Source organism: Arthrobacter sp. H20 (assembly GCF_000520515.1).
In the GTDB taxonomy this organism is placed as follows: domain Bacteria; phylum Actinomycetota; class Actinomycetes; order Actinomycetales; family Micrococcaceae; genus Arthrobacter_D.
In genome coordinates this window covers 1-5147 of record NZ_AZRY01000231.1, presented here as the reverse complement: position 1 = coordinate 5147, position 5147 = coordinate 1, and the positions used below count along the sequence as shown (strand labels likewise).

Sequence of the window (5147 nt, the reverse complement as noted above, 5' to 3'; positions counted from 1 at the left end):
AGAGTCTTTTCCTTCTTCGCGTAGTGCCGCTTTGAAGCCCAGATGATGGTCGGAGCACTTGCTACCAGGCCCAGCGACAGGTAGGTCACCAGGTCCTCAAGTAAGCGGACATCAGTCCACACCCCAGCCAGAAGAATGAGCGGAAGGGTAGAAACCAAGGCGAATCCGGCTGCGAATAAGGCCGATGCGATCCGCAGTAACGGTAGCCCGATCTCCGCCCTGGCGACCCGGTAACAGGCGGGCACGAGCAGTAAGGCAATGAAAGCTGGGTACATCCGGCTCGCCAGCCGGTACATCTCCACCCAGAACTGATCGTCGTAGGCGTTCAGTCCCATTGATGAAACCGGTACGTTAGCGGCCCAGAAGGCGGCAGCGATGGTCAGCGACGTCGCCACAAAGACACGCTGTCCCCACGGCCCGGTAATGACATCGCGCACCGATCGAGAGGACAGCGCGTCGGCCACCCGCAGGCCCACGACAACGAACAGCGCATTCAGGGTCAGCCGCGAGACAAGATTGGCGGCGTTGACGCCGCCCAGTGCCTGATCCACCGGAAGATAGACCGCCGGTATTGCTAGAGCAACGACGACACTCATGAGGAAGAACGCAAGCAGCGTGGCTTGGTTCTGACCCTTCAGCGCTGCAGGAATGCGCAGGGCGGCCAGCGTCAGGCATACGGCCAGCATGATGACAGCTATCAGTTCACTCATCCCAGATTGTCCCAAAATTCCTTCGCCTGGTCCCGGTCATGGTCCTTGCCCCAGTACTTTCGGTTCTGCACGGAAAGTTTCTGTGCAGCCACGCAGAGAAGCTCACTGTCGCTTAGGGAGTGCAAGGCATTGAGTCGAGCTTCTGGCGGCCAACCACCCTCGTTTTCCGTGAGCAAGCCAGTCACAATGAGCCCGCTAGCTAGCGATATGCCTGTGTGCCGGGCGACGTCGACGGCAATATCGGCAGGGAGACTTCGTTTCAGCCGGGAAGAGAACGTTGAGGAGGTCACTCCGAGGCGGGCTGCCATCGCTGTGCGCAGATCCCCTGGATCAATGGCATCAATCCAGGCCCGGAGGGAATCCGCATGGGGGAACGCTCTGAGGTCACCGGGCATGAACGGCAGCAGCTCATCGGCCCGGACGAGAACTTCGCGCAGGATATCCAGGTAGTGGATTTGGCTGATCAGCTCGGCATCTGTTGGCGGTTTCACCCCCGAGGCGAGGTCCGCGTACAGCTCAAAGTCAGATAACGCGGACAGCGGCGGGATCTCATATGCGCGGGCCACCGCCACGACCGTGGCCTCGGCTACTTTTCCCCGCACGATCTGCTGATGCACGGTAGTCCACTTAATTCCCGTGGCCTGGGAAATCTCACGCACGCTCTGCCCCGGAATCCGGGCATCAGACCACCGCTGAAACTCATGCGCGGCGAGGGGCATGCGATGGGCCTTCCGGACGGGGAGCTGACAGGTTCATCCTAACCAACCACCCATCCAGTACTTCACAAAAAGCACGTTATGATAAAAACTGTAAGAGTGTGAGTTTTGGTGAGTGGTGATGCGAGGTAATGGATGCAGTCTAAAGGTCTCATGTATACGGCCGCGGCGCTGGTTCCAGCGCTGTTTCTCGGTCTGATTCTCATCGTGGTGCTCCTCAACGGCAGCGAACAACCCGCGTCAGCAAGCGAGTGCACCCCCGCGAGCGATTCAGAGATAGACCCCGAGGATCTACCCACGGAAGCCATTGCGGGATATTCCGGTGAGCAGTTGGTCAACGCCGCCCTGATCGTCAGCGCAGGCGACGCACTGGATGTGAGCGTGAAAGCTCAGACCATCGGCGTCATGACCGCGATGGGTGAATCCAGCCTCGAAGTCCTTGACCGGGGCGACGGTCCCGGCCCGGACAGCCGGGGATTGTTTCAACAACGCGATAACGGTACGTGGGGGTCCTACGAAGACCGGATGGATCCCAAGACCAGCTCCACCAACTTTTTCACCGCCCTCCAAGACGTGGACGGCTGGGAATCCCTGTCCCCCAGCGAAGCCGCCCACCAGGTGCAGCGCAACGCCGCCCCCTTCCACTACCAACAACATTGGGTGGATGCCATCGACGTGGTTGCCGCCGTCGCTGACGTTGAAGGACTCGATACCTGCCTCACCGAGGGTCCGCAGCTCGCAGGCGTTGGCGATGATCTGCCGTGGCCTGACTCGGCTTTCTGCCCCATCGGGGGCACCTGCCCGGCAGGGGCTGTGTCCCCGCTGGGCATGTACAACAGGGAATGCACGGACTTCGCTCTCTGGCGCCTGAACGCCATGGCCGGCGTCACGTCCGATCCGTGGAAGTTCCACAACTCAGACCTCACCCTCGGCAACGCCGAAACCTGGATCAACGCCTGGCACCGCCAAGGCTGGGATACCGGTCAAGAACCCCAGATCGGAGCCGTGGCCTACTACGCGGCCAACGTTGGCGGAGCCGGAACAGTGGGTCACGTCGCGATCGTCGCCGGAATCAACGACGACGGCACCGTGGCGATCGAGGAATACAACGGCATGGCACCACCCAACGATCACCAATACAGCACCCGCAATATCCAGCCCGACGAGGTCAGCGCTTACCTCTACTTCCCCAGCGACGACTAAGGAGAACACCCCTCATGAGCCACTCTCGCAAAAGATACTTCCAGGCCACCGGTCTGGCCATGACCGCCGCAACGGTGCTGTTGTGTACCGCGTGTTTCAACGGAGAACAGACTGGCGCACCAGCACGATACTCGGAACCAGAGCCGACACCGACCAGCACCTACACGCCCTCGCAGAGCGTCGGAGAAGGCCCCCAGGCACCAGACACAGACCAGGTGCCCGAGAATCCCGGCCCCCAGGCACCAGACACAGACCAGGTGCCCGAGAATCCCGAATGGACCCCCGAAGATGAGGACGCCGCCAAACAGGTGGCTGAGGACGCGCTAGCGGACTTCGCCCGCCCCGACGTGGAAGAAACCCAATGGGCGAACGACTTCGCCCGCTGGCTCACCCCAGACGCCACCACCGCCTACTCAGCGGTAGACCCGGCAAACGTACCAGTGACCGAAGTAACCGGCCCCGCGACCCTAGACATTGATGAAACCAACGGGTTCGGCGTGATTGCCACCGTGCCGACGGACATAGGCGACTACGGGGTTCAGCTCTTGCGCCAAGGTCAGGATGAGCCGTGGAAAGTCAACCGGCTCTACCCGCCCGAAGGCACCAACTAACCAGACCAGCACCCGAACAACCCAGCCGAACAAGTACCTGCTAAACGAACGAATCAGCTCTTACCGATCCGCCTCTGACGTAAGGAAACCATCACCATGACCACCAGCCAGGTCGAAGTCTCGACCTTCCCCCATGTCCGAGCCGTTGTCCGGGCCAACGGCACCGGAGAAGTCGTGATCTCCGGGAACTCCCGGCCCATCGACGCACCCGACGAAACCACGCTGCGCCGCGAAGCCATGAAGATCGTCACCGATCTAGCCGGAGTGCTCAGCCGCCCGGTCCGCGTCTACACCGAAGGCCCCGAGGGAGACGGTGAACTCGTGGTCCACCCGGACGGGGATATCGATGAAATCGCCGCTGAAACCAAAGGCCGCAGACGCCGGGCTGAAACGCCCGTCACCACCACGACCCCGCCAACTATCGTCAGCGTTGACGAAGGAGCTGAGGACACGATCAAGCGATCCGATTTCGACAGGCCGCTTCCTCCCATAGCGCCAGCCGAAGCCGTTCAGGAGCCCTCCAGTGCCCCTGTGCCGCCGATAACCGCTGTCCCAGCCTCAGCGCCCGCACCAGCGGCGCAGAAGCCACAGGCAGCGGCTGCACCCGCCCCGCTAACACTGTCGCCTGATACGGCGCCTACTACTGTCGTACAGCCAACACCACCAGCAGCCACCGACGCTCCAGCACCCGCAGCTCCGGTACAGGAGGTATCAACGCGGCGGAGTCTCAAAGACACGTCGTTCCTGGTCAGTGATCCGGTGGTGCAGCCAGCGACCCAGGGATTCCGCGGCGCTATGAGCCGGATGGGTTTGCGTATGAGCCCGTCCGAATCGGAAATGGCCGAACGCGTCGACATTCACGCTGTCTCTCAGCACTGGCCGGGACCACGCACTATCGCCGTCGTGAACCGTAAAGGCGGGGCCAACAAGACCCCGACCGTTGCAGCACTGGCCGCAGTGTTCGCCCGCTACGGCGGCGGCGGTGTCCTCGCGTGGGATAACAACGAGAACCAAGGCACACTAGGCTGGCGCACCGAGCAAGGCCCACACACGTCAAGCGTGCTGGACCTGCTGCGCGACAAAGAACAGCTACTCTCCCCCACCGCCCACAACGCCCTGCTAGCCCACTACGTGCACCACCAGACCGAAGACAAGTACGACGTGCTGCGCTCAGATGAGAACGACGAAGGAGACCACGAGATCTCCGCCGACGAAGTGGACGCCGTTCACTCCGTGGCCGCGAAGTACTACCGCATGATCGTCATGGACTCCGGAAACACAGCGAGGGCCGCGAACTGGCGGGCCATGATCGGCCACACCAACCAGCTCGTCATCCCCACAACAACCATGGAGGACCGCGCAGAGGCCGCGAAACTCACCCTGCAAACCCTCGCCGCACGAGATGAACACTCAGCCCAGTTGGCCGCGAACGCGGTAGTCATCATTTCCCAATGGAAAGCCGAGGACGGCGAAGAAGCCCGCCGAATTGCAGACGGATTCGCGCCACTGGTGCGCCGCGTCGTCACCGTCCCCTACGACCAGGCACTCAAAGCCGGACGCATCCGGCACAACGCCCTCAAACCAGCTACGCAACGTGCCTGGCTAGCAGCAGCCGCAGCAGTAGCGCAGGGATTGTGAGCGCAGTATGGACGGCGACACGCCGAAACATGTCCCACTTAACTCAATCAGATTCAGGTTGGATCGGGGGTACAGCTTCAACCGGAAGAGGGACCATGGCACAGCGCAGCAAAGGCACACGCCACGTCATCACTGCACGCTTGCCGATCAACGACGCCGAAAAATTGGCAGCTGTCGTTGCGGCTACTGATGAAACCAGGAGCGATCTAGTCGCGAGACTAGTGCACAGCTACCTGAAAACTGTCGACCTCGACCACATCAACGGACAG

5 protein-coding genes are annotated in these 5147 nt (G+C 61.6%); 3 read left to right on the top strand and 2 right to left on the bottom strand.

Annotation, left to right across the window (positions count from 1 at the left end):
• A partial coding sequence (locus Y703_RS0102200; protein WP_026551414.1) for a hypothetical protein occupies positions 1 to 710 on the bottom strand: 710 nt, incomplete at its 3' end.
• Positions 707 to 1429: a helix-turn-helix domain-containing protein gene (locus Y703_RS0102195; protein WP_026551413.1), complete on the bottom strand. Its 723-nt coding sequence runs from the start codon at positions 1427 to 1429 to the stop codon at positions 707 to 709. The genes Y703_RS0102195 and Y703_RS0102200, both read right to left, overlap by 4 nt.
• Positions 1430 to 1561: 132 nt before the next feature.
• Between Y703_RS0102195 and Y703_RS0102190 the strand changes: the two genes are divergently transcribed.
• From Y703_RS0102190 to Y703_RS0102180, 3 genes are all read left to right on the top strand, one after another.
• The gene (locus tag Y703_RS0102190) at positions 1562 to 2629 is read left to right on the top strand and encodes a CHAP domain-containing protein (protein ID WP_026551412.1); all 1068 of its coding nucleotides are present in this window, start codon (positions 1562 to 1564) and stop codon (positions 2627 to 2629) included.
• A 14-nt stretch (positions 2630 to 2643) separates the two neighbouring features.
• Positions 2644 to 3240 (top strand): hypothetical protein, encoded by a 597-nt coding sequence (locus Y703_RS0102185; RefSeq protein ID WP_253907901.1) that lies wholly within the window; start codon positions 2644 to 2646, stop codon positions 3238 to 3240.
• Between the two features lie 96 nt (positions 3241 to 3336).
• Entirely contained in the window at positions 3337 to 4878 is a 1542-nt protein-coding gene (locus Y703_RS0102180) for a P-loop NTPase family protein (protein ID WP_026551410.1), read from the top strand.
• Positions 4879 to 5147: the final 269 nt, after the last annotated feature.

Bases quoted from the DNA above. Each gene is read 5' to 3' on its own strand.
- Y703_RS0102190 (WP_026551412.1), top strand. From the start codon at position 1,562: ATGCAGTCTAAAGGTCTCATGTATACGGCCGCGGCGCTGGTTCCAGCG.
- Y703_RS0102185 (WP_253907901.1), top strand. From the start codon at position 2,644: ATGAGCCACTCTCGCAAAAGATACTTCCAGGCCACCGGTCTGGCCATG.
- Y703_RS0102180 (WP_026551410.1), top strand. From the start codon at position 3,337: ATGACCACCAGCCAGGTCGAAGTCTCGACCTTCCCCCATGTCCGAGCC.
- Y703_RS0102195 (WP_026551413.1), bottom strand. From the start codon at position 1,429: ATGCCCCTCGCCGCGCATGAGTTTCAGCGGTGGTCTGATGCCCGGATT.